Source organism: Methylorubrum salsuginis, from assembly GCF_900114375.1.
Taxonomy (GTDB): domain Bacteria; phylum Pseudomonadota; class Alphaproteobacteria; order Rhizobiales; family Beijerinckiaceae; genus Methylobacterium; species Methylobacterium salsuginis.
Genome location: NZ_FOSV01000001.1, coordinates 38,402 through 63,519, shown reverse-complemented (window position 1 = coordinate 63,519; position 25,118 = coordinate 38,402). Strand labels below are relative to the sequence as shown.

Genomic DNA, 25,118 nt, shown 5'->3' with positions numbered 1-25,118 from the left:
CGGGGTGCGCTCACAGCCGCGGGTCGACCGGCTCCGATTCGAGGGCCAGCACGCCGAACACGCATTCGTGGACCCGCCGCAGCGGCGCGCGGGCGACGAAGCGGTCGAGGGCTTCGAGGCCGAGGGCGAATTCGCGGAAGGCCAGCGAGCGCTTGGCGCCGAGGCCGCGCTGGCGCAGCCGGTCGAGATGCTCCGGCCGGTCGTAGTCCGGGCCGTAGATGAGGCGCAGGTATTCCCGGCCGCGGCACTTGATGGCCGGCTGCGTGATCCCGCGCCGGCCGCGCGCCAGGAACGCCTCGGGCTTGACCACCATCCCCTCGCCGCCTTCCGCCGTGAGGTCGAGCCACCATTGAATGCCGCGCTCGACCTCCGCCTCGCTATCGAGGTCGATCCCGAGCACGCGGGTCGCCTTGAACAGCGGATCGGCCCCGGCCAGAGGGGCGAGCCGTTCCCCATGCCAGGTATGGGGCTTGTCGCTGTGGACCTGCCCCTCGCTCGCGAGCAGGTGGAAGGGGGCGATCTTCAGGTCGTCGATCCCGGCCACCGGCCAGGCATAGCCGCGCACCACCGCCGAGAAGGCCTCCGCGGCGGCGAGCCGTTCGGCGGTCTTCCTTGCCAGCGCTTCGAGCTGCAGGCCGCCTCCCGCGGCGCGGGCCAGGGCCTCCTGCGCCGCCGCCAGCCCGATCCGGGCCGCCGCGCCGGTCGGGCCGTATTGCGTGGCGATGAGCGCCTGCGCCTTGGCCGACCAGGGCATGATCTCGGCGTCGAGCAGCACCCAATCCGATCCGAGCTCGTCGAAGGCGCCGGTCGCGACGAGGGCGTCGCGGGCACGCCCCAGGACGGCGTCGCGTTGCGCCGGATCGGTGAAGAAGGCGCGGCCCGAGCGCGTCGTGACGGCGCCGATCTCGCCGCTCCCCACGCCGAAGCGGGCGCGGGCCGTGTCCGCGTCCCGGCAGACCACCATGAGGGCGCGCGAGCCCATATGCTTTTCCTGGGCGACGACCGTGCGGAGGCCCTCGCGCCGGTAGTAGGCGAAGGCCTCGCGCGGATGCTCCAGATACCCCGCCTCCGCCGAGGTCTCGCAGGGCGACATGGTCGGCGGCAGGTAGATCAGCCATTTCGGGTCGATGGCGAAGCGGCTCATCACTTCGAGCGCCGCCGCGTTGTTCTCCTCGCGGATCGTCACGGAGGGTAAGAGGCGCGTGGTGACGATGCGCTTGCCCGACACGTCGGCGAGGTCGAGCAGATCGTCGGCCTCGGCCTGCGGGCTCGTCCCACCGGTGGGAGCCGGGCCGAGGGGCCGGACCGGCTCGGCATGGACCCGCGCGGCCGGAACCGAGACGGTCTCCATCTCGGGGTAGCGCAGGGCCGTGAGGCGCCCGCCGAACACGCAGCCCGTATCGACGCACAGGGTGTTGTTGAGCCAGGCCGGCTCGACCACCGGTGTGTGGCCGTAGACGACCCGCGCAGGCCCCCGATACTCGGCCGCCCATTCGTGCCGGACGGGCAGGCCGAACTCGTCGGTCTCGCCGGTCGTCTCGCCGAACAGGCAGAAGCCGCGGATCGCGCCCGAGGCGCGGCCCTGCATCTCCTCCTTGATGCCCGCATGGGCGACGGCGAGCCGGCCGCCGTCGAGCAGGTAATGGCTGACGAGGCCGCCGATGAAGCCCTTCGCCCGCGCCCGGAACGCGTCGCTCTGGCGGGCGAGGTCGTCGATGGTGGCCTGCAGCCCGTGCGCCACCTTCACGTTGCGCCCGTCGAGCCACTTCTCGACCTTGGCCTCGTGGTTGCCGAGGACGCAGAGCGCGACGCCGTCCTCGACCATGTCCATGGCGATCCGCAGGCTGTCGGCGACGCGGGGACCGCGGTCCACGAGGTCGCCCACGAACACGGCCTTGCGCCCCGGCGGCGGCGTGACGCGGTAGCGGGGCTCCCCGTCTTCCTCCCGGCGCTCGATGCCGTAGCCGAGCCGCGTCAGCAGCGCCTCCAGCTCGTCGGCGCAGCCATGCACGTCGCCGACGATGTCGAACGGACCGGCCTCGTCGCGCCGGTCGGTCCAGAGCCGCTGGCGGGTGATCTCGGCCCCGTCGATCTCGGCCGGCGAGCCGAGATGGTGGACCTGCCGGAAGCCCTCCCGGGCCAGGCCCCGCAGGCCGCGCCGAAGCGCCGCCATCTGGTTGCGGACCACGTGCGGGCCGAAGGCCCGGTCCGGCCGCTCGGCGTTGCGGGCGCGGCAGATCTCCTCGCCGGGATCGAGGACGATGGCGACGCTGAGGGCGTGGAAGCGGCGCGCGACCTCGACGAGCTTCCGGCGATCTTCCGGCCGGACGTTGGTGGCGTCGATCACCGCGAGGCGGCGGCCCTTGAGGCGCAGTTCCAGGATCGTCTGAAGCAGCGCGAAGGCGTCGGGCGTCGCCGCCTGATCGTTCTCGTCGTCGCAGACGAGCCCGCGGCAGATGTCCGACGAGAGGATCTCGGTCGGCCGGAAATGGCGGCGCGCGAAGCTGGACTTGCCCGAGCCGGACGCCCCGATCAGGACGATCATCGCGAATTCGGGGACGGCGATCCGGCGCCCGTCCGCGGAGGTGGGGCCGGCGCTCATCGGGTGAACACCGCGATCTGGCCGGGCGCTCCGTGCACGGAATGCGCGTCGCCGACGCCCTCGAAGCGGACGGCGTAGCCGTGTTCCGCCGCGACGCGCCTCCCCCAGACCTCGAATTCCCGGCGGCTCCATTCGAAGCGGTGGTCCGGGTGCCGGAACGCGCCCGCCGGCAGGCCCTCGAACAATTCGTTATGGTCGCGGTTCGGCGTGGTGACGATCAGCGTCCTGGGGCGTGCGTCGCCGAACAGGGCGCGTTCGAGATGCGGGAGCCGATCGGGCTCGAAATGCTCGATCACCTCGACCAGGGCGGCGGCATCGAAGCCGCGCAGGCGGGTGTCGCGATAGATGAGCGAGCCCTGCAACAGCTTCAGCTTGCGCTTCTGGAGCTCGGGCAGGTCGGAGAACCGGGCGTCGGCGCGGGCGAGTTCCTGGCTCGACACCTCGACCCCGACGATCTCGGTGACGGCGGGGTCGCGGATCAGCCGCGCGACGAGCTTGCCGTCGCCGCAGCCGAGATCGAGCACCCGCCCCGCCCCCGCCTTGGCGATCAGCGCGGCCACCCGGTCGAGCCGCCGCTCGTGGAGGCGCTGGGGCCGTTCCAGGGCGGTCTCGGCGGCTTCCGCCCGCGCGGGATCGAGCCGCTCCTCGGGCTCGGCCTCGTCCGGGACGAGCCGGGCCAGCGCCGACCGGACGAGGAAGCCGCGCCGCTTGAGGAAGCGCGCCACGATCAGGTCGCGCTCGGGATGGGCGGCGAGCCAGCCCTCGCCGCGGGCCAGCAGCTTCTCCAACTCGTCGTCGCCGACGAAGTAGTGCTTCCGGTCGTCGAGGACCGGCATCAGCACGTAGAGATGGGTCAGCAGGTCGGCGAGCCGGGCGATGCCGGAGAGCCGCAGCGACACGTAGGGCGCCGTGCCCCAATCCGGCCGGGCCGGATCGAGCGGATGGGGCGTGATCTCGACCGCGTAACCGAGGGGCCCGAACAGGCGCTCGACGAGTTCGCTCGCCCCCCTTACCGGCAGCGGCGCGACCCGCGCGACCAGGGGGATCGCCGTGTCGGCCAGATCCTGCCGCTCGCGGCTGCGCCCCGCCAGGGCCTCGCGGATGCCGCGGGCGAGCGCCACGCTCAGGAACGAGGAGGCCGCATAAGGCCGGTCGTTCACGTACTGGTCGAGCGGGCCGTCGCCGCCGCCCTGGCGACCGCGAACCAGCGCGACCGGATCGATGTCGAGGGTGAGGGCGAACTCGCAACGCTCCGCGCTCGCCTCGGGGTAGAACATCACCGCCTGCCCGAAGCCGAGATCGAGTTCGTGCACCCGCGCCGGATTCTTGTGCAGCAGGAAGCCGAGATCGGTGGCGGGCCGGTGGGTCGTGGCGACGGAGAGGAGCATGGGCAGGCGCCGGGGTATCCGTTCGGAGATGCCCGTCTAGCGTGTCCCGTCCCGCGCGGCGAGCCGTCTTCCGCCCCCGGTCCTGCCGTCGGCGCCGGCCCGACGGATCGGCGCCGCGCAGGCCAATTGCCGCCGCCGCCGGCCTCCCATCCTTGACTTCCCCCCCTCCCCGTGAATGGTGCCGGCCTCATTCTCAAGAGCCCGCCATGCACCGTTACCGTACCCACACCTGCGGGGCGCTTCGCCCGTCCGACGTCGGCGGCACCGTCCGCCTGTCCGGCTGGTGCCACCGCATCCGCGACCATGGCGGCGTGCTCTTCATCGACCTGCGCGACCATTACGGCCTGACGCAGTGCGTGATCGACACCGATTCCAAGGCGTTCAAGGCCGCCGAGACCGCCCGCTCCGAGTGGGTGATCCGCATCGACGGCCGCGTGCGCACGCGGCCCGCCGGCACCGAGAACGCCGAGCTGCCGACGGGCGCCGTCGAGGTCTATATCGACGACCTCGAAGTGCTGGGTCCGGCGGGCGAACTGCCGCTCCAGGTCTTCGGCGACCAGGAATACCCGGAGGAGACGCGGCTCAAGTACCGCTTCCTCGATCTGCGCCGCGAGAAGCTGCACGCCAACATCATGAAGCGCGGCGCGATCATCGATTCGCTCCGCCGCCGCATGCGCGAGGGCGGCTTTTTCGAATTTCAGACGCCGATTCTCACGGCCTCGAGCCCCGAAGGCGCGCGCGACTATCTGGTCCCGTCCCGCGTCCATCCCGGAAAGTTCTACGCGCTGCCGCAGGCGCCGCAGCAGTTCAAGCAGCTCACGATGATCGCGGGCTTCGACCGCTACTTCCAGATCGCCCCCTGTTTTCGCGATGAAGATGCGCGGGCGGACCGCTCCCCGGGCGAGTTCTACCAGCTCGACATCGAGATGAGCTTCGTCACGCAGGAGGACGTGTTCCAGGCGGTCGAGCCGGTGCTGCGCGGCGTGTTCGAGGAGTTCGCGGGCGGCAAGCGCGTCACCAAGGAATTCCCGCGCATCACCTATGCCGACGCGATGCTGAAATACGGCGTCGACAAGCCGGATCTCCGCAACCCGCTGATCATCGCCGACGTCACCGCCGAGTTCGGCGAGGACGCGGTCGAGTTCAAGGCGTTCAAGGGCGTGATCAAGTCGGGCGGCGTCGTGCGCGCCATCCCCGCCACGGGGGCGGGGAGCCAGCCGCGCTCGTTCTTCGACAAGCTCAACGACTGGGCTCGCTCGGAAGGCGCGCCGGGGCTCGGCTACATCGTGTTCGAGGAGGAGGGCGGGGCGCTCACCGGCAAGGGGCCGATCGCCAAGTTCATCCCCGCCGACATCCAGGCCCGCATCGCCCAGAAGGCCGGCGCCAAGGCGGGCGACGCGGTGTTCTTCGCTGCCGGCACCGAGGCCAAGGCGGCCGGGCTCGCCGGCAAGGCGCGCATCCGCATCGGCGACGAGTTGGGGCTGTCCGACAAGGACCAGTTCGCGTTCTGCTGGGTCGTCGACTTCCCGATGTACGAGTGGAACGAGGACGAGAAGCGCATCGACTTCTCCCACAACCCCTTCTCGATGCCCAATTTCGAGCGCGAGGATTTCCTGGCGCTCGGCGACGCGGACTCCGAAAAGATCCTCGGGATCAAGGCGTTCCAGTACGACATCGTCTGCAACGGCATCGAGCTGTCCTCGGGCGCGATCCGGAACCACCGCCCCGACGTGATGGAGAAGGCCTTCGCCATCGCCGGTTACGGCAATGATGTGCTCGAAGAAAAATTCGGCGGCATGCTGAACGCCCTGCGGCTGGGCGCCCCGCCGCACGGCGGCATCGCGCCGGGTGTCGACCGCATCGTGATGCTGCTGTGCGAGGAGCCGAACATCCGCGAGGTCGTGCTCTACCCGATGAACCAGCGCGCCGAGGATCTGATGATGGGCGCGCCCGCCGAGGTGACGCCCAAGCAGCTGCGCGAGCTGCACATCCGGCTGAACCTGCCCGAGAAGAAGGGGTGAGCAGCCCCGCCAACCCTCCCCCCTCCGCGGGGGAGGGTGCCTCGCGGAGCGAGGCGGGAGAGGGGCTGGCTTCGAACTTTCCGGAAGCGTCGCTCCCCTCTCCCAACCCCCTTCGGGAACCACCCTCCCCCGCAGAGGGGGGAGGGAACGGGGCGGCGCTCACTGCCATCGTCGTCGCCCACGACAGCGCGAGCGCCCTGCCCGATTGCCTCGCGGCGCTGACCCGCGAGGGCGTGCGCACCATCGTCGTGGACAATGCCAGCCGCGACGCCTCCGTCGCGGTGGCGCGGGCGCACGGCGCTCACGTGATCGAGAATGCCCGCAACGAGGGTTACGGGCGCGCCAACAACACCGGGGTGCGCGCCGCGGACACGTCCCACGTCCTGATCCTCAACCCCGACCTGATCCTCCAGCCCGGCGCCGCCGCGGCGCTGACGGCGGCGGCGCGCGCATGGCCCGATGCCGGCCTGCTCGCCCCGCGCATCCACGAGCCGGACGGGCGCTTCTTCTACCAGCCGCGCTCGCTGCTCGCCCCCTATCTCACCAATCCGAAGGGCGTGCGCGCGCTCCCCGAAGGCGACGCCTGCGCCCCGTTCCTGTCGGGCGCCTGCCTGATGGCCGAGCGCGCGCTCTTCCTCGATCTCGGCGGCTTCGACGAAGAGATTTTCCTGTTCTACGAGGACGACGATCTCTGCCGCCGGGTGGCCGATGCGGGGCGCGCGCTGATCCATGTCCACGGTGCGGTGGCTTTGCACGGGCGCGGGCGCTCCTCGGCGCCGGAGCCCGGCCGGACCTTCCGCACCCGCTGGCATCAGGCGTGGTCGCGGGCCTACGTTTCACGGAAATACGGGCTGCCGAGCCCGAGCCTCGGCATGCTGCTGACCAACGCCCCCAAGGCCCTGCTCTCGGCGCTGGCCTTCCGCCGGGCCGGCATCGAGCGCTACGGCGGCTCGGCGATGGGCGCCTGGGCGGCGCTCCGCGGCGGCTCGGCGCTCGCCCGCGAGGGATTGGTCCGTGAAGGATCCGGGCCGTGAAGGCGCTCCTCGCCGGCTCGACCGTGGCGGAGGCGCTGGCGCGCCCGCACAACGGCTTCGCAATCCTGCGCCTCGCGCTCGCCCTGATGGTGGTCGTGTCGCACGCGGTCAGCGTGGTGACCGGCCGGGTCGAGGACGAGCCGCTGGTGCACCTGACCGGCTTCTCGCTGGGCGAGCATGCGGTGAACGGCTTCTTCGCCGTCTCGGGCTTCCTCGTCACCATGAGCTTCGACCGGCGCGGCTGGCGCGACTACGTCGTCGCCCGCTCGCTCCGCATCCTGCCGGGGCTCGTCGCCGCGACGCTGGTGGTCGGCCTCGGCCTCGGCGCGGCGATGACCCATCTGCCACTCGCCGAATACGTCGCCAGCCCCGACTTGTGGCGCTTCGTGCGCGGCACGCTGCTCTCGTTCAAGAGCCATGCCAGCCTGCCCGGTGTGTTCGAGACCAACCCGATCCGCAGCCCCCTCGGCACGGTCTGGACCCTCAAATACGAGACGATCTGCTACGCTGCGGTCCTCGTCATCGGCCTTTTGGGGCTCCTGCGCCGCCGCTGGGCCGTGCCGCTGCTCGCCGCCGGGCTCGCCCTCGCGCTCGCCTGGATCGAGGCCACCTCTCCCGCGATGCCGAAGGGTGTCGAGACGGCGTTGCGCCTGCCGCTGATCTTCGCCTGCGGCGCCTGCCTCTATCTCTGGCGCGATCGGGTCCGGCTCGGGGGCTGGACGTGTCTCGGCGTCGTCCTCGCCGTCCTGCTCCAGCCGTACGCCCCCGCCCGCACGCTGCTGTTCCTCACGGAGAGCGCCGCGGCGATCTGGCTCGCCTTCCTACCGCCGCTCGCCCGCCCCGCCCTCGATCCGAAGGCCGACCTCTCCTACGGGGTCTATCTCTACGGCTGGCCGGTGCAGCAGAGCCTGCATGCGCTGTTGCCCGCGGTCTCTGCCTCCGCTCTGCTGGCCCCGGCGGTTCTGCTCACGCTGATCGTGGCCGCCGCGTCCTGGTACGCCGTCGAGAAGCCGGCGCTTCGCCTGAAGGCGCGGGCGATGGGGCGGCACACCCTCGGCACCATCGAGCCCGCCGGGCCGTAGTTCTTCAAGACGATCCCTCCGGCCCTGCGGCGTTGGAGGCAACGGGCGAGGGGGCCGTGCCCATGGTGGAGCCCCGGCCCCGCCCTAGCTCAGGGGCTTCGGTGAAATACCGCGGGCGCGATGGGGACATCCGGCCGTGCGCGGCGTTTCATGAGGCCATCACACCTGCTTTCGGAGCCCGGACGAACGTTCGCATGAAGGTCGTCGTCGATCTCAACCGCTGCCAGGCCTACGCCCAGTGCATCTATGCGGCGCCGCGGCACTTCGTGCTGCAGGGGCGCGAGGCGCTGGTCTACGATCCCTCCCCCGACGAGGCGGCCCGCGCCGAGATCGAGCGGGCGGTCCAGGCCTGCCCGGTGCGGGCCATCACCGCCTCTCCGGACCCGGCCGGAGAGACGAAGTGAGCGAAGCGCCGTCCGGGGCGCCGGAGCGGATCGTCGTCGTCGGCGCCTCGCTCGCCGGCCTCTCCGCCGCGCACGCGCTACGCGGCGAGGGATTTGCCGGATCGCTGACGCTGGTCGGCGACGAGAGACACGCGCCCTACGACCGGCCGCCGCTGTCGAAGCAGGTGCTGCGCGGGCTGTTCTCGCCCGACACCACCCTGCCCCGCCATCCCGACCTGAACGCCGAATTCCGCCTCGGCACGCCCGCGAGCAGCCTCGACCTCGACGCCCGCACGGTGAGCCTCGGCGACGGCACGACGCTGCCCTACGACCGCCTGCTGATCGCCACCGGCACCCGCGCCCGGCCCTGGCCGAAGTCCGACGAGGCGTCGCTCGATGGCGTGTTCACCCTGCGCAACCGCGACGACGCGACAAAGCTCTCGGGCCGGCTGAAGGCGGGGCCCCGGCGCGTCGTCCTCGTCGGCGGCGGCTTCATCGGCTTCGAGGTCGCCTCGACCTGCCGCGACCTCGATATCCCGGTCACCGTGCTGGTGCGCGACGGCCAGCCGCTCGAAGCCGCGCTCGGGCCCCGTCTCGGCGGCCTCGTCGGCGAGATCGCGCGGGAGCGCGGCGTCGATCTGCGCCTCGGCGCCGAGATCGAGCGGATGGAGGCCGAGGGCGGGCGGCTGACCGGCGTAACCCTCAAGGGGGGCGAACGGATCGAGGCCGACATCGTGGTGGCGGCCATCGGCGCGGTGCGCAACGTCGAATGGCTCGAAGGCGCCGGCCTCGCCGCTGACGAGGGCGGCGTGCTCTGCGACGGCTATTGCCGGGTGCTGCGCCAGAACGGCGACATCGTGCCGGACGTGTTCGCGGCGGGCGACATCGCCCGCTGGCCGAACCCGCATCAGGACGAGGCGCTGGTGGCCGTCGAGCATTGGGGCAACGCCCGGGCGCAAGCCAAGGCGGCGGCGCGCAACATGCTGGCCGGACCCGCCGCGGGGCTGGCCCGCCACGACCACCTGCCGGATTTCTGGTCGCAGCAATTCGGGCTGACGATCAAGCTCGTCGGCCTCACGGAGGGCGCCGACAGCCTCGTGATCGCCCACGGCTCCCTGGAGGAACGCCGCTTCGTGGCGCTCTACGGACGTGAGGGCCGCACGGTCGCGGCGGCCTCCATCGACAGCGCCCGCTGGCTCCCGGCCTACGCGGCGGCGATCCGCGAACGCGCGCCGTTCCCGCCGATTTCCGATGCCGTCGATCAGCCGCGCCTGCGTATCGAGGAGCCGTGACGTGAGCTGCACCACGCTGTTCGAGCAGGTGCTCGACCCCGACAACCGGGCGAATCCCTACCCGCTCTTCGCCGAATTGCGGCGCCAGCCGGTCTGTCGGCAGGAGGACGGCACCTACGTCGTCAGCACCCATGCCGAGATCGCCCGCCTGATTTCCGATCCGCGCATCAGCTCGGAGGATCTGCCCGACCCGCAAAAGTTCCGGTGGACCGGGCACCCGATCACCGACCTGTTCGTGCGCCCGATCCGCGCCGAGATAAGGCGGCGCCACCAGCCCTTCATCTTCCGCGATCCGCCCGACCACGACCGCCTGCGCGGTCTCGTGATGCGCGCCTTCTCGCCCGAGCGGGTGCGGCGGATGCGCGAGGAGACCACCGATCTCACTAACGAACTCATCGAAAAATTCGCGGGCAAGGCCCGCATCGATCTCGTCGACGATTTCTCCTACCCGCTGCCCGTCACGGTGATCTGCAAGCTGCTCGGCGTGCCGCCGGAGGACGAGCCGCAATTCCAGGGCTGGGCGACGCAGCTCGCCACCGCGCTGGAGCCGAACCAGCGCGCCGACGCGGAGACGCAGGCCAAGAACGAGCAGTGCTTCACCGAGATCTCGGAGTTCCTGCGCGATCTCATCGCAAAGAAGCGCGACGAGCCGCAGGACGACATCCTGACCGATCTCGCGAATGGGAGTGACTCGGGCGACGCCGACACCGAGCGGATGAACGATTTCGACCTGGTCGCCACCGCGGTGCTGCTCCTGGTCGCCGGCCACGAGACCACGGTGAACCTGATCACCAACAGCGTGCTGACCCTGCTGCGCTTTCCCGAGCACTGGCAGCGGCTGCGCGACGATTCCGCCATCGCCCCGCGCCTGATCGAGGAGATGCTGCGCTACGAGCCGCCGGTCCAGTACCGCACGCGGCTCGCCATCGCCGACATCCCGATCGCCGGCGTGACGATCCCGAAGGACGCGCCCGTGGTGCTGTTGCTGGCCTCGGGCAACCGCGATCCGAACCGCTTCGCCGATCCCGACCGCTTCGATCCCGACCGGTCGGACAACCGCCATCTCGGCTTCGGCGGCGGCCTGCATTATTGCGTCGGCGCGCCGCTGGCCCGGATCGAGGCCGAGGTCGCCCTCGTCGCGCTGGCCAAGCGACTGAACAACCCGCGCCTCGTCGAGGATCCGCCGCCCTACCGCCCCGGCGCCTCGCTGCGGGGACCACGCCACCTGTGCCTGTCGTTCGACGGGATCGCCGCGGGGTGAGACCTCAGGCGATGACCGGCGCGCGCAGCGGCGCATAGGTCGCGCGGTAGCTGCGCGGGCCGATCACCGGCAACAGGATGCGTCGCGCCCAGCCGGGGAGTTGGCTCGCGCGCGACATCCGGTCGGTCATGGCCTGGACATGGGCGACGCGGGGGCGCCGTCGCGTCTCGTAGGCCGGGCCTATCCCGCTCCAGTCGGTGCATCCGGCGAGACAATCGGCCAGCACCAGGGCGTCCTCCAGCGCGAGCGCCGCCCCTTGGGCCCAGACCGGCGCGGTCGCGTGCGCCGCGTCGCCCGCGAGCACGACCCGGCCCGCGGACCAGTGCGGGATGCGGATTTCCTCGAGCGGGGAATGGTGGATCGCGTCCGGCCGCTCCAAAGCCGCATCGAGGGTGTCGCGCACCGGCCGCGGGAATCCGGCGAAGGCGCCGCGCGCCGCCCGTAAATCGCGCCCCGTGGCGTCCGCGACCGAGGCCCAGCCGTAGACCGTGCCGCGCTCGACCGGGATCAGCAGGAACAGCGCGCCGGCCCCGGCCCAGACCGTCCAGGCATCGAGGCCCGGATCGGGCGCCATGAAGCGCCAGCTGGCGGAAGCGAGCGTCGCCGCCTGGGGGGCGGCCTCGCCGAACAGGGCTCGGCGCACGCCCGAACGGACGCCGTCCGCCCCGACGAGGAGGCCACCGCGCACGATGTCGCCGTCGTCGCACGCGACCGTGATGCCGCCGGGCTCGGGATGGATCGCGGCGACGGCGCGCCCCGCAATCAGATCGTCCGGGGGAAGATCCTGGCCGAGCAGGCGCAGAAGGTCCGCGCGGCGCAGACAATGCGGGACCAGAGCCTCGCCCCAGAACGCCGCCTCGTCGACGGCGAACAGCAGCCGGTCGCGCTCGGTTCGGTATTCGCGACGGCGGACCGGCCTGCCGACGGCCCGCATCGCCTCGGCGAGACCGAGCCGGGCGAGCGCCTGCACCGCGTTGCCCGGAAGGTTGATCGCGAGCCCGCCGTCCTCGGAGCGGCCGCGCCGCTCCAGCGTGAGCGACGGGACGTTCCGCAGCGCCAGCGCCCGCCGGACGGCAAGCCCGGCGATGCCGCCGCCCGCGATCAGGACTCGTCCGGTCTCGTTGGCGTCCATCGCATCCTCAGGCGCAGATTTTGGCGGGCTCCCCGGCGAAGAGGCTGCGCAGCCGGGCGCGGTCGCGTTCCGATGCCGTCGCGGCGGCCGGCCGGGCGAACAGATAGCCCTGCATCTGATCGCAGCCCAAGTCGCGCAGCATGGCGAGCTGCTCCGCCGTCTCCACGCCTTCCGCCGTGACTTCGAGGCCGAGATTGTGACCGAGATGGGTGATCGCCCGCACGATGGTGAGCGAATTCTCATCCTCGCCGAGCCGGCGCACGAAGGACTGATCGACCTTGATCTTGTCGAACCGGAACTGCTGCAGGTAGCTCAGGCTGGAATAGCCGGTGCCGAAATCGTCGAGGGCGAGGCGCACGCCGAGGCTCCGCAGAGCGTTGAGCACGGCGACCGCCGTCGCGGCATCCTGGATGAACACGCCCTCGGTGATCTCCAGCACCAGCCGGTCCGGCTCCAGGCCGTGGCGGGCGAGTGCCGCGGCCACCACGGCCGGCAGATCGGATTGGCGGAACTGGTTCGGCGAGACGTTGACGGAGACGCGCCAGGGCTGAGGCCAGCGGGCGGCCGCGGCGCAGGCGGTGTCGAGCACCCATTCGCCGATCCGCGCGATCTGGTCCGTCTGCTCGGCCAGCGGAATGAACGCGGCAGGCGAGACGAGCCCCCGCACGGGGTGGTGCCAGCGCACCAGCGCCTCGAAGCTCTCGATCTCGCCGCCCCCCTTGACGATCGGCTGGTAGAACAGCCGCAGCTCGTCCCGGCCGATGGCGCCGCGCAGCTCCTGCTCCAGTTCGCGGCGGCCCTGGAGCTGCACGTCCATCGCCGCCTCGAAGAAGCGCAGCGCGCCGCGCCCCTCGTCCTTGACCCGGTAGAGCGCGGTGTCGGCGGCGCGCAGCAGCGCCTCGCCGGTCGCGCCGTCGCCGGGAAACAGGGCGATGCCCGCCGAGGCGCCGATCTCGACACGGGTCTCGCCGATCCGGAACGGGGCCGAGAGCCCGGCGACGAGGCGTCCGGTGATCTCGCCGGCCTGCTCCGGCGCGGCGAGGCCGGGCAGCACGGCGACGAACTCGTCGCCGCCGATCCGGGCGAGGGTATCGGTCGGACGCAAGGTCGCCCGCATCCGCTCGGCGACCTGGATCAGCAGCGCGTCGCCCGCCGCGTGGCCGTGCACGTCGTTGACCGGCTTGAACCGGTCGAGGTCGAGATAGACCACCGCGAGCAGCCCGCCGTCCTCGCCCGCCCTGTCGAGGTCGTGGCGCAGGCGCTCTTCCAGCAGGTATCGGTTCGGCAGATCGGTCAGGGCATCGTGCAGGGCGAGATGGCGGATGCGCGCCTCATCGCGCCGGCTCTGGCTGAGGTCGCGCAGGGCGACCGCCGTGGCCGGACGGCCGAGATAGGTGATGGGCCGGCAGGACAGCTCGACCGGGACGAGGGCGCCCGCGCTGGTGCGGATGTCGAATTCCTCCGGGCGCCGGTCCTCCGGGGGGCAGCGCTCCCGCCGCAGCAGGCCCGGGATCGCGGCCTCGGCGAAGAGGTCGAACAGGGGGCGGCCGAGGATCGCCTCGGCCGGCATCGCGAACAGGCGCGTGCCGGCCTCGTTGATCTCCAGCACGCGCCCGTCGCGGTGGAGCAGCAAGGCCTCGTGGGCGAGATTGCCGAGGAGCCGCATCCGGCTCAGCTCGTCCAGGCGGCGCTGGGTCAGGTGCCGCTGCGTCAGCAGCGCGGTGAGGCCCGCCGCCAGCACCGCGAGGCTGACGAGCCCGACCGCGAGGCCGAGATGGGTCGAGCCGAGAACGACGCCGCCGTCTGCGGGCGCGATCGGCGCGACGCTCAGGCCCGTCATGCCGGTGAAGTGCAGCCCGCAGATCGCCAGCGTCAGCCAGAGGGTGACTTCGAGGCGTCGCCGCAGGCGGGACAGGTCGCGGGCTCGAGCCATCGCCAGCGTCGCCAGCGCGGCGCAGAACGCCAGCGAGGCGAGGACATGGGCGGGATCGTAGGTGAGCAGGCTGCTCGCCCGCATCGCGCCGACGCCGAGGTAATGCATCCCGGCGATCGCGCCCGCCAGCAACAGACCGGCCCCCGTGAGCCCGAGCGGGTGGGCGCCCTCCCGGTGCCGCACCAGCAGGGCGGTGAGCGTCCCGCCGACCGCCACCGCGATCGAGGCCGCCGTCGGGATGAGGGCGTAGGCGGCCTGTGCGCCGGGGCGGAAGGCCAGCATCGCCACGAAATGCAGCGACCACACGCTGCTGCCGAAGACGAGGGCGGCGGCGGCGAGCCAGGAGAAGGTGCGCCGGCCCTGCGCCACCTCGCCGTGGGGGCCCGAGCCCCGCGCGCCCTGCGCCATCAGGGTCACGGTGGAGAAGCAGCCGAGCAGACAGATGCCCGCCGACAGGGCGACGAGACCGAGGTCGTGCTCCTGCGTCACGCAGGCGACGATGCTGAACATGAGGAGACCACCGGGAGTGAGGCCCTTCTCCTCGTGGGTCGCTGATTAAAGCACGATTACGCCGTCACATGCTTTTGATGACTTATGCCGCTTTGTTCGCGGCTCCGTCATGAAATGTCGGTTTTGTCGCAGGCCGATCGGCAGCTGTTGCGTGAATCGGTGCGCCGATACTCGAATGAACGCTGGTCCTTCGGCCCGTTCCGAGGGGGCGGCTGCGGCGCGAGGCGAGATCGCCGAGGGGCCCAAAACCGAAGCGTCGCCCCGGATGCGGGATCCGGGACGACGTTCTATGTCTTCGTGCCGCATCGTCGGTTTCCGAAAGCCGGAAACCACCTTTCGGGACGATGCCCTCGCTCAGTACTTGCGCACCAACGGGGCCGGGGCGACCGAGGCCGGGCTGTCCCAGGCGTAGCGGAAGCCCACCGAGACGAGGTCGGCGCTGCCGTCGGCGATGGCCGTGAACGGAATGTTGCCGACGTTGTAGTTCTGGCCCGGACCGGCCACGATCCGGTTCTTCTGGATGAAGACGTGGGCGTAGCTGGCATTGAGGGTCAGCTTGTCGCTCCAGCGGTAGCTGCCGCCGACCGAGACGAGGTAGCGGTCGCTGTCGGGCAGGCGCACCGAGCGGTTCGAGTTGTCGATCGGCCCGTCGTCGTAGCCGAAGCCGCCGCGCACGGTCAGGTTCGGCGACCAGTCGTATTCCAGGCCGACCGAGTAGAAGTACGAATCCTTGAACTTGAGCGGCAGTTCGGTGACCGGCCGTCCGAGCAGCTTCGAGACGATGGCGATGTCGCCGACCCTCGACCAGTTGTCCCACTCGAAGCCGAGATTGATCCGGGTGACCGGGTTGATCGCCTGGGTCAGGCCGACGCTGAGCTTCTCCGGCGTGTTGAGGTTGGCCTTGACCGCACCGACCGCGAAGGCGATCGCCGGGTTGGGGACGGCGAAGGAGCCCTCGATGTCGTGGTGGACCGAGGAACGGTAGCCGACGCCGAGCACCGTGCCCTCCCACGGGGTGATGGTCGCGCCCGCGGTCCAGCCCGCGCTCCACGAATCGCCCTTGAGGAAGGCCGGCGGGTAGAGGGCCGGGGAGAGGCCGGCGACCGGCACCGCCTGGCGCAGGGTCAGCCGGAAATACTCGATGTTGGCGCCGACGCCGATCGAGAGCCAGTCGTTGACCTTGTAGCCGACGACCGGATTGAACGAGAGCGAGAAGATGCGCGAGGAGCGGCCGTAGATCGAGCCGGCCCAGTCGGGGCGCGGCTTGGTGACGAGGCCGTAGGGCGCGCCGGTCTGGAGGCCGACATAGAGGCGGTCGGTGAGCTGGTAGGAGGTGGCGCCCGAGGGCAGCACCGCGCCCTGGCCGATCTCGCCGGAATCGCCGAAGGGCGCGAGGAACGGGGCGGTGCCGGCGGTCGGGCGAATGTCGGCCGACAGGTTCACGAAGGTCAGGCTCTGCTCGGAGGTGAAGCCCGGCCGCATCGTCACGGTCGCCGGGTTCCAGAACATCGAGGAGACGCCCGCCGCGCCGGAGGCCGCGCCGGCATAGGACAGGCCCAGACCCTGCGCGCTCTGCTCGCGCAGGCCGAAGGCGCCGGCCTGTGCTCCCGTCGCGGTGCCCATCGCCGCGACCGCGCCCGCAAGGGCGAGTGCGCGGATCGTAACCCCAGTCATGTCGTGACCCCACCGTTTCTTGATCGTTGTGGCGTTCGACAATGGAAGCGGCTCGCACGCCGTCCGTCGAGTGGTGAAGGGGCCGGACAACCCAAGAATTGCCCACCGCGCGATTTTTGCCACGGTTCCGCCGTGATCGGCCGCCCGGCCGGGCGCGCGGGCGGAGGGAGCCGGGGGAGCGGTGCCGGCGTTGGATCTTCGTCGCTTGCACCCCGTCCCCACGGCGGCCATGCTCGCGCCCAAGAGGTCCAGGGAGTTCAAGGAGATCCGTCGATGAAGCTGATCCGGCACGGCGAGAGCGGCGAGGAGCGGCCCGGCCTGGTCGATCGCGACGGCGGCCTGCGCGACCTCTCCGGCGTGTTGCGCGACATTGCCGGCCCCGGCCTGTCGCGCGAATCCCTCGACCGGCTGGCGCGCATCGACCCGACGAGCCTGCCGCTCCTGCCCGCGGGCACCCGGCTCGGTCCCTGCGTCGGCGGCACCCGCAACTTCGTGGCGATCGGCCTCAACTTCGCCGACCACGCCGCCGAGACCGGTGCGGCGATCCCGGCCGAGCCGATCGTGTTCAACAAGGCTCCTTCCTGCATCGTCGGCCCCAACGACACGGTGATCCTGCCGAAGGGCTCGGCCAAGACCGACTGGGAGGTGGAACTCGCCGTGGTGATCGGGGCGCGCGCCTCCTACGTCCACGCCAACGAGGCCCTGCGCTACGTGGCGGGCGTGTGCATCTGCAACGACCTGTCGGAGCGCGAATTCCAGATGGAGCGCGGCGGCACGTGGACGAAGGGCAAGGGCTGCCCGACCTTCGGCCCGCTCGGCCCCTGGCTGGTGACGCTCGACGAGATTCCCGACCTGAAGACCCTCGGCATGAGCCTCGACCTCAACGGGCGGCGGATGCAGACCGGCTCGACCGCGACCATGATCTTCGACGTGGCGCAGATCGTGGCCTACGTCTCGCACTTCATGATGCTGGAGCCCGGCGACGTCATCGCCACCGGCACGCCCCCGGGCGTCGGCCTCGGCATGAAGCCGCCGCGCTACCTCAGGAGCGACGACGAGATGGTGCTGCGCATCGATGGACTCGGCGAGCAGCGCCAGCGGGTCGTGGCCTTCGATGACTGGACCGCGAAGGTCGCCGCGGGCGAGCCGACGAACTGACGGCCGGTCCCCTGTGAGGCGTGGTCTCCCGCCGGAAGCGCCACCCGGCCGTTGGGCCGTCACTCGTGAGCCGGTCGAGCCGCAGCCCAGCCCGAGATGTCGAGGCCGGACAGCCTCGCGAACTGCGGCAGGTCGGCAGCATAGAGCCCGTGCAGATGGTCGTGGTCAGCGCTGGTGGGGCGTGCCAGGTGCGGCACGCGTGGCGTCCGATGCTCCAGGATAAGATCGAGCGGCGGAAACGGATCGATGCCGAGGAAGGCGGCGATCCTGCTCAGAACGTCGCGGTGGCGGTGCCGCAAATCCTCGGCGGCCAGAAGTAGGACCTGTTCGGCAGGAAACAGGGACAGGACACGAGACAGTTGCGCGCCGTAGAACCCGCGCTCGACATAGCTCTTGGTGGCCCAGAAAACGTGCCCTGGATCGTCGGCGGGCAGGCGGGCCCTCCCTTCGCGGACGCATGAGCCGAAGGAAAGGTTCTCGGCCCCTTGGCGCACCATCATGCACCAATGGGAATAGGCGCGCGCGATAGGGTCCCGGAAGAGAAGGATCAACCGCGCCTGCGGATTGTAGGCCTTGAGCCGGGCCAGGGCCGGCGGCCAGAAGATGTAGATGGGTGTCGCCTCGAAGCGGATACGCCCCCGGGCCTCGCCCTCGAAGGCCTCCTCAAGCGGGCCGTACTCTCCGAGGCTCCAGTCGCGGCTCTCGTCGTCGAAGAAGTGGATTTCCTTGACACGCGGTGGCTGCAGTCCCGGATGTGCGGCAAGATAGTGGAACAGACTGGTCGTGCCGCATTTTTGAACGCCCGCCACGAACAATCCTACGGACATCCCGCCCCCCCTTCGCGCGTGACCAGCCCCATGGTCGGCCGCCTTGGTCAGCCTCATCACGGACCGCTTCCACCTCATCGGACGGGCCGGGAACGGGATTTCATCCGCGTAGAGGTATGTAACAGCCCTATCCAAGGTCCGCGCAGCCCTGACGGGTGACACTCGACGAGATTCCCGATCTGAAGAACCTCGGCATGAGCCTCGACCTCAACGGGCGGCGGATGCAGACCGGTTCGACCGCGACCATGATCTTCGACGTGGCGCAGATCGTGGCCTACGTCTCGCACTTCATGATGCTCGAGCCCGGCGACGTCATCACCACCGGCACGCCCCCGGGCGTGGGGCTCGGCATGAAGCCGCCGCGCTACCTCAAGAGCGACGACGAGATGGTGCTGCGCATCGATCGTTTGGGCGAGCAGCGCCAGCGGGTGGTGGCCTTCGACGACTGGACCGCGAAGGTCGCCGCGGGCGAGCCGACGAACTGACGACCGATCTCAAGGAGGTGCGGTTTCCGAGAGGAGGCGGCCGACCAGATCCTGGCAAGAGGGGGGCCACCCGTTACATTCGGCCGACACGTGGATCTCCGTATGTCCGCCCACCTCGATGATCCGCAGGCACTGATAGGCGGCCGGCTGGTGCTCCTTGGCCCTCCAGAGCGTCCAGGCGATCCTCCGCTTTTGGTCGTCGATCTGGACGAACGAGGCGGTATCGCGCACCACCTCGGTCCCCGGATCGGACTTGATGGCGGCCAGCATCGCGTCGAAGGGTAGAACCTGCCGCCCGCAGAGTTGCTTTGCCCCTGCCGGGAGCGAGATCAGCGCGACGAGGGCCGCTGCGCAGGATGTCTTGAGAGAGGCATGAATCGGAAGTCCCAGCCACACCAGGCACCTCTAAAAGGCGCACCCTCTGATTGCAATGTGGAGGCATTTCGATCGACGGAGCCATCCTGCACCGTGGCGGGCTCGATCTCCTCGGATCTCATCTCTCCCCGCGATCTCGATCCGGGCCGGGAACCGGTTGGGCGATACGGGGAAGCCGCGCGCCTCGCGAGAAGGACGCCCAACGGCAAGGCTTGATTTTTCCCCCGCCTTCGCTCTCAAAGGTGTTCATGAGCGACACCGTGGTCCCCCTCACCTCTTCCGCCGCCCCGGCCGCGATCCGCCACGACTGGACGCTGTCCGAGATCCAGGCGATCCACGACCTACCGCTGCTCGATCTCGTGCATCGGGCGGGCCTCGTGCATCGGGCGCACAACGACCCGGCCGACATCCAGCGGGCGGCGCTCTTGTCGATCAAGACCGGCGGCTGCCCCGAGGATTGCGCCTATTGCCCGCAATCGGCCCACCACAAGGGCGCCAACCTGCCCCGCGAGCGGCTGATGCCGGTGGACGCGGTGCTGAAGGAGGCGGCTGCGGCCAAGGCCAACGGGGCGCACCGCTTCTGTATGGGCGCGGCGTGGCGCAAGCCGAAGGACGGGCCTGAGTTCGACGCGGTGCTGGAGATGGTGCGCGGCGTGCGCGGCCTCGGGATGGAAGCCTGCGTGACGCTCGGCATGCTGACGCAGAGCCAGGCGCAGCGCCTCGCGGAAGCGGGGCTCACCTCCTACAACCACAACCTCGACACCGGCCCCGAATTCTACGGCGACATCATCTCGACGCGGACCTACGAGGACCGGCTCCAGACGCTGGAGCACGTGCGCGAGGCCGGGATCGGCGTCTGCTGCGGCGGCATCGTCGGCATGGGCGAGCGGGTGCGCGACCGGGCCGAGATGCTCTTGGTGCTCGCCAACCACGCGCCGCATCCGGAGAGCGTGCCGATCAACGCGCTCGTCGCCGTCGAGGGCACGCCGCTGGAGGACCGCCCGCCGATCGACCCGCTCGACCTCGTGCGGATGTGCGCCACCGCCCGCATCGTCATGCCGAAGGCCCGCGTGCGCCTCAGCGCCGGCCGCAAGAGCCTGACCCGCGAGGCGCAGATCCTGTGCTTCCTGGCCGGCGCCAATTCGATCTTCTACGGCGAGCGCCTGCTCACCACCGCCAACAACGAGGCGGACGAGGACGCCGCGCTGCTTCGCGACATCGGCGTGCCGGTGCCGGAGGTGACGCTGGCCGCGGCCGAGTAGGCGGCGCTCACGCGGCTTCCGACGCCGCGTTCACGCCGCCCGCGTCCCCCGCCGTCGTTCCTACGCCGCCTTGGCCTGCGCCGCCCGATCCGGGATGACGATGCGGAAGCAGGCGCCGTTCGCGGTCTCGTCGAGGCCCAGCGTACCGCCGTTGAGGCGGATCAGCTCCGAGGCGATGGCGAGGCCTAAGCCCGTGCCGCCGGGGCGGGTCGAGCCCTGGAAGGCGGCGAACAGGTTGGCCCGCGCGCGGGGCGGTACGCCGGGCCCGTTGTCGGAGACGAGGATCGTCACCCGCCCCGAGCCGCGGGGGCCATCGCGAAACCCCTCGATCTCGACATGGGCGCCCTGCGTGCGCGCCGCCGCATGGGCCTGGACCGCGTTGCGCACGAGGTTGGTCAGCGCCCGCAGGAGCTGTTCGGGATCGGCATCGATCTCGAGGTCGTCGGAGGCGCGCACGCTCACCTGCACGCCCGCGGCCGGCATCAGGCCGCCGAGATCCGTCAACTCGTCGAGGAGAGGCGCCAACGCCACCATGCGGCGCTGGGCGTTGGGCTCGGTCGCCCGGCCGTAGGCCAGCGTCGCCTCGCAGAAGCGGATCGCCCGGTCGAGGGTCGCGACGAGCCGGGGCGCCACGCGCTGCACCAGCGGATCGGAGGAGGTCTCGAACCGGTCGCCCAGCAGCTGAGCGGTGGTGAGCAGGTTGCGCAGTTCGTGGTTGATCTTGCTCACCGAGAGGCCGAGTTCGGCCAGCCGCCGCTTCTGGCGCAACTCGCCGCCGAGCGCGACCTCCATCCGGGCGAGCGCGGTCTCGGCCTGCCCGATCTCGTCGGTGCGGCGCGAGCGGGAGGTCGGACGGTCGGGCCGCTCGGGATCGTCGGCGAAGGACGCGATGTTGCGCGCGAGCCGCAGGACCGGCCGCACGATGGTCCGCTGCAGGACGAAGAACACGAGGCCGGCGGCGAGCGCCGCGATGACGGCGCAGGCGGTGAGCAGGCGCAGCGCGAAGGCGATGAGCCGGTGGCGCAGGGGCGCCTCGTCGACCAGAACCTCGACCGCCCCGACGCCGCTGCGGCCGTTCCCGACCGCCCGGATCGGCGCGTCGGCGGGAAACAGCAGGGTGCGGAAGGCGCCGCGGATGGCGCCCGCCCAGTCCTGCTCGCGCAGATCCACGGTCTCTGCGACGGTCTCGGGCATCGGCTCGACGGAAAGCAGCCGCCACGCCTCGCCGTCGCGCACGGCGACGGCCCGCGCCCCCAATTCCGCCAGCAGGCGCCGGGCGAGGTCGTCGGAGACGTTCCCCTCGGGGGCGGCCCGCAGCACCAGGGCGGCGATCTGGGCCGCCGCCACCCGGTCGGACAGGCGCGACTGGCGGTAGCTCGCCAGCAGCGGCACGAAGACCAGGATCTCGGCCAGGACCACGAAGGCCACGGTGAGCAGGAACAACCGGCCGGACAGGCCCAGGCGCAAGGCCGGACGGAAGCGGGATGCTCCCCCCGTCGTCGCAGTCCCGGCCGAGGTCTCACAATGCAGGGTCAGGGGCACGGGAAGGGCGGCCAAAGCCGCCGGTTCGTGCCGGTCCGTCCGCTCCGGGGTGCCAGCCCGGCGCGAGAACGGAAAGCGGGGCCGTCTCAAGCGTCACCCGTCGTTGTGGCTGTCGATCTGAGCGGCGCATCCCTCGCCCGGCCTGACCTCTGGCCGAGGCGCCCGGGGCGAGGGGCGTGCGCCACTCGCTTGTGCACAAGTCTTATGCTCGGAGCGTCCGCCGCTCAAGACGTCTGCGTAGATAAACCGACAGAAGGGCGAAGGCCGCGAGCCCCGCGAGCGCGGCGATCAGGGTCGGGCTCACCAGGGAGCGCAATTCGAGGCCGACGGCGCAGTCCGAGCCGCCCGCATCGAGGCAGGCCGTGCGGGTCGCCTCGCGGGCGGTGAACAGCTCGTCGAGGCCGGCGCCGAGACCGGAGAAAATGAAGGCGCCGGGGGTCAAGCCGAGCACGGTGGCGAGGAAGAAGCTGCGGAACGACACGCCGAAGGCCGCGGGCGTCAGGTTGGTCATCCAGAAGGGAAAGATCGGCAGGAGCCGCAAGGTGAGGACATAGCCGAATCCGTCGCGGCGGAAGCCTTCGGCGAAGCGCCCGAGGCGGGGCCCGGCTTTACGGCGGATCAGGTCGCCCGCGGCGAGGCGCCCGATCGAGAACACGATCATCGCCCCCGTGGTCGCCGAACCGATCGAGATCAGGGCGCCGGTCAGCGTGCCGAACAGGAGGCCGGACAGGGCGGTCAGCGCCACGGTGACGGCGGGGATCGAGACGACCACCCCCGCGATGAAGACGAGGGCCATGAGCCCGATCGCCTGCGCCCGGTCCTCGGCGACGGCGGCCTGGAGCGCGGCGCGGGCCTCGGCGATGCGGTCGAGATCGAGCAGGCGCGAGCCGCCGGCGGCGGCGATCCCGAGGGACAGGGCCAGCAGCACCACGAGCGGCAGCCAGCGCAGCCAAGCGCGACGGGGACCGGCTCCGCTCATCGCAAAATCACGGGATTCGAAAGGACGCGTCCTTTCGCGGGTCCAGGGCAGAGCCCTGGTCGAGAGGGAAGCCGGGGCTCTGCCCCGGCGCCCCGCCGAAGGGATGATCCCTTCGGTATCCCGGGCACACTCATCACCCGGGCTTGCGCATCCGCAGGATCTTGAAGAAGCCGCCGGGGAAGGTCGGAGCGAGGCCCATCACCTCGACGCCGTTGCGGCGGGCCCAGGCCTCGATGCGGGTGGCCTTGAAGTCGGAGGACCAGCCGATCTTGGTGCAGAGCGGGGCGACGATCTCCTCGACGCGGGCGACCGGCCCGTTCGACTGGCCGAAATGGTTGGCGAGCACGATGCCGCCGCCGGGGCGCACCACCCGCAGGAACTCGGTGAGCGCGGCTTCCGGGTCCGGCACCAGGGTGATGAGGAACTGCGCCACCACCGCGTCGAAGCTGGCATCGGCATAGCCGAGGCGGCACACGTCCATGACCTGCAGGCCCTTGACGTGGGTCAGCCCGCGGCGGGCGACCTTGCGACCCGCGCGCTTGAGCATGTCCTCGGAGAGATCGACGCCGCAGACGAAGCTGTCGCGCGGGTAGTAGCCCAGCGACAGGCCGGTGCCGACGCCGGCCTCCAGCACCCGCGGCCCGTGGGCGATGGCGGCCTGGACGGCGGCGCGGGCGGCGGGCTCGGTGAGCTTGTCGTAGACCACGTCGTAGACCGGCGCCCAGCGGGCATAGGCCTTGCGCATCAGGTCGGTGGTCGGCCCGGCCTCGGGCGCCCGCTGGTTCAGCATCTCGTGCGTGACCCTTTTGTCAGATCGTCCCGTCGCGCCGCGAACCGGACGCAAGCCCGGACGGCGCGGAGGATAAAGATATCGGAAAACCGGATTGCGACGGGCGCTGCACGACAGCCCCCATCAGGCCGCCTCGGCCGTCCCGGCTTGCAACGCGCCGATGCGCCTGATGGTGCCGCCGCCGAGCACGCGGGCCCGGGGGCCGTCATCGGCGTAGATCACGCAGGCCTGACCCGGCGAGACGCCGTCCTCGGGGGCGGCGAGTTCGACCTCGGCATAGCCTTCCGCGCCGTTCCACGACAGGCGGGCGGGGCGCGGCTCGCGGGTGGAGCGCACCCGCACCGCCACCGGCAGGTCGGTCAGCGTTTCGGGGGCGCCCTCGCCGAGCCAGTTGAGGTCGGTCAGGCGGATGCGGCGGGTGGCGAGCGCGGCGCGGGGGCCGACGACGACGCGGGCGGTCTCGGGCTCCAGCCGCACGACGTAGAGCGGCTCGCCGACGGAGAGCTTCAGGCCCCGGCGCTGGCCGACGGTGTAGTGGACGATGCCCTGGTGCTCGCCGAGCTGGCGGCCCTCCAGATCGACGATGGCGCCGGGGCGGGTCGCCTCGGGCCTGAGCTTGGCGATCACGTCGGCGTAGCCGCCCTGCGGCACGAAGCAGATGTCCTGGCTGTCGGCCTTGTCGGCGACCGCCAGACCGAGTTCGCGGGCGAGCGCGCGGGTTTCGTCCTTGGGGCGCTCGCCCAGCGGAAACCGCAGGAAGGCCAGCTGCTCGGGCGTGGTGGCGTAGAGGAAGTAGCTCTGGTCGCGGGCCGGATCGAGGGCGCGGTAGAGGGCACGCCCACCGTCGGCCGCGGGCCGGCTCGCGACGTAGTGGCCGGTGGCGAGCGCCTCGGCGCCGAGATCGCGGGCCATGCCCAGCAGATCGCGGAACTTCACCGAGCGGTTGCACTCGACGCAGGGGATCGGCGTCTCGCCCGACAGGTAGCTCTCGGCGAAGCGGTCGATCACCGACTCGCGGAAGCGGTCCTCGTAATCGAGGACGTAGTGGGGAATGCCCAGCGTCTCGGCGACGGTGCGGGCGTCGTGGATGTCGCGACCGGCGCAGCAGGCACCCTTGCGATGGGTCGCGGCGCCGTGGTCGTAGAGCTGGAGGGTGACGCCGACGACATCGTAGCCCTCGCGCTTCAGCAGCCCGGCCACCACCGAGGAATCGACGCCGCCCGACATGGCGACGACGACGCGCGTCTCGTGCGGGGGCTTCGGGAGATCGAGCGAGTTCATGGCCGTGATGGGCCCGTGCGGGCCGTCGCGAGGGCGCGGGCGGGCTGAGGGCCCGGCGCGTGTGCGGGAGTCTATAGCGATCCCGGTCCCGGTTTTCCAGGGACGGG

General features: G+C 71.2%; 19 protein-coding genes and 1 pseudogene. 9 read left to right on the top strand and 11 right to left on the bottom strand.

The window, feature by feature from the left end:
- Nucleotides 1-10: 10 nt before the first annotated feature.
- Nucleotides 11-2,602: a polynucleotide kinase-phosphatase gene (locus BM140_RS00310; RefSeq protein WP_091940826.1), complete on the bottom strand. Its 2,592-nt coding sequence runs from the start codon at nucleotides 2,600-2,602 to the stop codon at nucleotides 11-13.
- A complete protein-coding gene (locus BM140_RS00305) occupies nucleotides 2,599-3,990 on the bottom strand; it encodes a 3' terminal RNA ribose 2'-O-methyltransferase Hen1 (protein ID WP_091940824.1) in 1,392 nt (463 codons plus the stop codon). Before BM140_RS00305 ends, BM140_RS00310 begins: the two co-directional genes overlap by 4 nt.
- Nucleotides 3,991-4,196: 206 nt before the next feature.
- On the opposite strand from BM140_RS00305, the gene aspS reads away from it, so the two are divergent.
- The 6 genes from aspS to BM140_RS00275 all read left to right on the top strand — a co-directional run bounded on the left by aspS (nucleotide 4,197) and on the right by BM140_RS00275 (nucleotide 11,063).
- Nucleotides 4,197-6,011, top strand: a complete 1,815-nt coding sequence (gene aspS, locus BM140_RS00300; RefSeq protein ID WP_091940822.1) for an aspartate--tRNA ligase — start codon at nucleotides 4,197-4,199, stop codon at nucleotides 6,009-6,011.
- A gap of 167 nt (nucleotides 6,012-6,178) precedes the next feature.
- Nucleotides 6,179-7,045: a glycosyltransferase family 2 protein gene (locus BM140_RS00295; protein ID WP_244535260.1), complete on the top strand. Its 867-nt coding sequence runs from the start codon at nucleotides 6,179-6,181 to the stop codon at nucleotides 7,043-7,045.
- Nucleotides 7,042-8,127: an acyltransferase family protein gene (locus tag BM140_RS00290; RefSeq protein WP_091940820.1), complete on the top strand. Its 1,086-nt coding sequence runs from the start codon at nucleotides 7,042-7,044 to the stop codon at nucleotides 8,125-8,127. The genes BM140_RS00295 and BM140_RS00290 overlap by 4 nt, the downstream gene beginning before the upstream one ends.
- Nucleotides 8,128-8,321: 194 nt before the next feature.
- Nucleotides 8,322-8,531: a ferredoxin gene (locus tag BM140_RS00285; RefSeq protein ID WP_091940818.1), complete on the top strand. Its 210-nt coding sequence runs from the start codon at nucleotides 8,322-8,324 to the stop codon at nucleotides 8,529-8,531.
- Complete coding sequence (locus BM140_RS00280; RefSeq protein WP_091940816.1) at nucleotides 8,528-9,802, top strand: NAD(P)/FAD-dependent oxidoreductase; 1,275 nt, start codon at nucleotides 8,528-8,530, stop codon at nucleotides 9,800-9,802. Before BM140_RS00285 ends, BM140_RS00280 begins: the two co-directional genes overlap by 4 nt.
- Before the next feature lies 1 nt (nucleotide 9,803).
- On the top strand, nucleotides 9,804-11,063 hold the full coding sequence (locus BM140_RS00275) for a cytochrome P450 (protein ID WP_091940814.1): 1,260 nt from the start codon (nucleotides 9,804-9,806) through the stop codon (nucleotides 11,061-11,063).
- 4 nt (nucleotides 11,064-11,067) lie between these two features.
- Here the strand turns inward: BM140_RS00275 and BM140_RS00270 are convergent, their stop codons facing one another.
- The 3 genes from BM140_RS00270 to BM140_RS00260 all read right to left on the bottom strand — a co-directional run bounded on the left by BM140_RS00270 (nucleotide 11,068) and on the right by BM140_RS00260 (nucleotide 16,312).
- Complete coding sequence (locus BM140_RS00270; RefSeq protein WP_091940812.1) at nucleotides 11,068-12,195, bottom strand: FAD-dependent monooxygenase; 1,128 nt, start codon at nucleotides 12,193-12,195, stop codon at nucleotides 11,068-11,070.
- A gap of 7 nt (nucleotides 12,196-12,202) precedes the next feature.
- Nucleotides 12,203-14,638, bottom strand: coding sequence for an EAL domain-containing protein (locus BM140_RS00265; protein WP_091940810.1), 2,436 nt, complete (start codon nucleotides 14,636-14,638; stop codon nucleotides 12,203-12,205).
- A 354-nt stretch (nucleotides 14,639-14,992) separates the two neighbouring features.
- Complete coding sequence (locus tag BM140_RS00260) at nucleotides 14,993-16,312, bottom strand: OmpP1/FadL family transporter (RefSeq protein ID WP_091940808.1); 1,320 nt, start codon at nucleotides 16,310-16,312, stop codon at nucleotides 14,993-14,995.
- 273 nt (nucleotides 16,313-16,585) lie between these two features.
- On the opposite strand from BM140_RS00260, the gene BM140_RS00255 reads away from it, so the two are divergent.
- On the top strand, nucleotides 16,586-17,470 hold the full coding sequence (locus BM140_RS00255) for a fumarylacetoacetate hydrolase family protein (protein ID WP_091940806.1): 885 nt from the start codon (nucleotides 16,586-16,588) through the stop codon (nucleotides 17,468-17,470).
- Nucleotides 17,471-17,529: 59 nt separating this feature from the next.
- Here the strand turns inward: BM140_RS00255 and BM140_RS00250 are convergent, their stop codons facing one another.
- A complete protein-coding gene (locus tag BM140_RS00250; RefSeq protein WP_091941673.1) occupies nucleotides 17,530-18,297 on the bottom strand; it encodes a sulfotransferase in 768 nt (255 codons plus the stop codon).
- 155 nt (nucleotides 18,298-18,452) lie between these two features.
- Here BM140_RS00250 and BM140_RS00245 point away from each other — a divergent pair.
- Nucleotides 18,453-18,782, top strand: a pseudogene (locus BM140_RS00245) (fumarylacetoacetate hydrolase family protein); the annotation flags it as partial.
- A 9-nt stretch (nucleotides 18,783-18,791) separates the two neighbouring features.
- On the opposite strand, the gene BM140_RS00240 reads toward BM140_RS00245, so the two are convergent.
- Entirely contained in the window at nucleotides 18,792-19,178 is a 387-nt protein-coding gene (locus tag BM140_RS00240; protein ID WP_244535222.1) for a hypothetical protein, read from the bottom strand.
- A 227-nt stretch (nucleotides 19,179-19,405) separates the two neighbouring features.
- Between BM140_RS00240 and bioB the strand changes: the two genes are divergently transcribed.
- A complete protein-coding gene (bioB, locus tag BM140_RS00235; RefSeq protein ID WP_091940804.1) occupies nucleotides 19,406-20,419 on the top strand; it encodes a biotin synthase BioB in 1,014 nt (337 codons plus the stop codon).
- A 60-nt stretch (nucleotides 20,420-20,479) separates the two neighbouring features.
- Here the strand turns inward: bioB and BM140_RS00230 are convergent, their stop codons facing one another.
- The 4 genes from BM140_RS00230 to mnmA form a co-directional block, all read right to left on the bottom strand.
- Nucleotides 20,480-21,976 (bottom strand): ATP-binding protein, encoded by a 1,497-nt coding sequence (locus tag BM140_RS00230; RefSeq protein WP_425287026.1) that lies wholly within the window; start codon nucleotides 21,974-21,976, stop codon nucleotides 20,480-20,482.
- A gap of 187 nt (nucleotides 21,977-22,163) precedes the next feature.
- On the bottom strand, nucleotides 22,164-22,940 hold the full coding sequence (locus BM140_RS00225) for a TVP38/TMEM64 family protein (RefSeq protein ID WP_091940800.1): 777 nt from the start codon (nucleotides 22,938-22,940) through the stop codon (nucleotides 22,164-22,166).
- A gap of 133 nt (nucleotides 22,941-23,073) precedes the next feature.
- Complete coding sequence (locus BM140_RS00220; RefSeq protein WP_091940798.1) at nucleotides 23,074-23,730, bottom strand: class I SAM-dependent methyltransferase; 657 nt, start codon at nucleotides 23,728-23,730, stop codon at nucleotides 23,074-23,076.
- A 123-nt stretch (nucleotides 23,731-23,853) separates the two neighbouring features.
- Entirely contained in the window at nucleotides 23,854-25,011 is a 1,158-nt protein-coding gene (gene mnmA / locus BM140_RS00215; protein ID WP_091940796.1) for a tRNA 2-thiouridine(34) synthase MnmA, read from the bottom strand.
- Between the last annotated feature and the right edge of the window lie 107 nt (nucleotides 25,012-25,118).

Bases quoted from the DNA above. Each gene is read 5' to 3' on its own strand.
- BM140_RS00310 (WP_091940826.1), bottom strand. From the start codon at position 2,602: ATGAGCGCCGGCCCCACCTCCGCGGACGGGCGCCGGATCGCCGTCCCC.
- BM140_RS00305 (WP_091940824.1), bottom strand. From the start codon at position 3,990: ATGCTCCTCTCCGTCGCCACGACCCACCGGCCCGCCACCGATCTCGGC.
- aspS (WP_091940822.1), top strand. From the start codon at position 4,197: ATGCACCGTTACCGTACCCACACCTGCGGGGCGCTTCGCCCGTCCGAC.
- BM140_RS00285 (WP_091940818.1), top strand. From the start codon at position 8,322: ATGAAGGTCGTCGTCGATCTCAACCGCTGCCAGGCCTACGCCCAGTGC.
- BM140_RS00270 (WP_091940812.1), bottom strand. From the start codon at position 12,195: ATGGACGCCAACGAGACCGGACGAGTCCTGATCGCGGGCGGCGGCATC.
- BM140_RS00265 (WP_091940810.1), bottom strand. From the start codon at position 14,638: ATGTTCAGCATCGTCGCCTGCGTGACGCAGGAGCACGACCTCGGTCTC.
- BM140_RS00260 (WP_091940808.1), bottom strand. From the start codon at position 16,312: ATGACTGGGGTTACGATCCGCGCACTCGCCCTTGCGGGCGCGGTCGCG.
- BM140_RS00255 (WP_091940806.1), top strand. From the start codon at position 16,586: ATGAAGCTGATCCGGCACGGCGAGAGCGGCGAGGAGCGGCCCGGCCTG.
- BM140_RS00250 (WP_091941673.1), bottom strand. From the start codon at position 18,297: ATGTCCGTAGGATTGTTCGTGGCGGGCGTTCAAAAATGCGGCACGACC.
- bioB (WP_091940804.1), top strand. From the start codon at position 19,406: ATGAGCGACACCGTGGTCCCCCTCACCTCTTCCGCCGCCCCGGCCGCG.
- BM140_RS00225 (WP_091940800.1), bottom strand. From the start codon at position 22,940: ATGAGCGGAGCCGGTCCCCGTCGCGCTTGGCTGCGCTGGCTGCCGCTC.
- BM140_RS00220 (WP_091940798.1), bottom strand. From the start codon at position 23,730: ATGCTGAACCAGCGGGCGCCCGAGGCCGGGCCGACCACCGACCTGATG.
- mnmA (WP_091940796.1), bottom strand. From the start codon at position 25,011: ATGAACTCGCTCGATCTCCCGAAGCCCCCGCACGAGACGCGCGTCGTC.